The 324-nt window shown below is 45.7% G+C and carries 1 protein-coding gene; it reads left to right on the top strand.

The window, feature by feature from the left end; all coding sequences use genetic code 11:
* Nucleotide 1 precedes the first annotated feature (1 nt).
* On the top strand, nt 2–178 hold the full coding sequence (locus V0R37_RS21875; RefSeq protein ID WP_420376526.1) for a ribonucleotide-diphosphate reductase subunit beta: 177 nt from the start codon (nt 2–4) through the stop codon (nt 176–178).
* Nucleotides 179–324 lie beyond the last annotated feature (146 nt).

Raw genomic sequence — 324 nt, 5'->3', positions numbered from 1 at the left:
TATGGATGAACGTGAAGTAAATGAGTTCCTGTACAAAGGCGCTGATGACTTATGGGCATACGTCTTATGGGAGAAGCACGAGAACCTGCATTGGCTACCTCGTGAAGTACCTATGAAAGATGATGTGCACGATTGGAATAGCCGTCTCTCTGAGGGAGACCGTATGTTCCTTAGTTAGCGCAAGCAATACAATCCGATTCCGTTTGGTCTTGCTGAACAATTTGTACATCCACACCGACAGACGCTTTATGGATGAACGTGAAGTAAATGAGTTCCTGTACAAAGGCGCTGATGACTTATGGGCATACGTCTTATGGGAGAAGC

It is taken from the genome of Pollutimonas rozaliensis (assembly GCF_048751585.1).
Lineage (GTDB): Bacteria > Pseudomonadota > Gammaproteobacteria > Burkholderiales > Burkholderiaceae_B.
The sequence above is the reverse complement of the archived record's forward strand: the minus strand, read 5'-3'. Positions and strand labels throughout refer to the sequence as shown.

Excerpts from the sequence above, each read along its gene's own strand:
- V0R37_RS21875 (WP_420376526.1), top strand. The coding sequence starts at position 2 with ATGGATGAACGTGAAGTAAATGAGTTCCTGTACAAAGGCGCTGATGAC.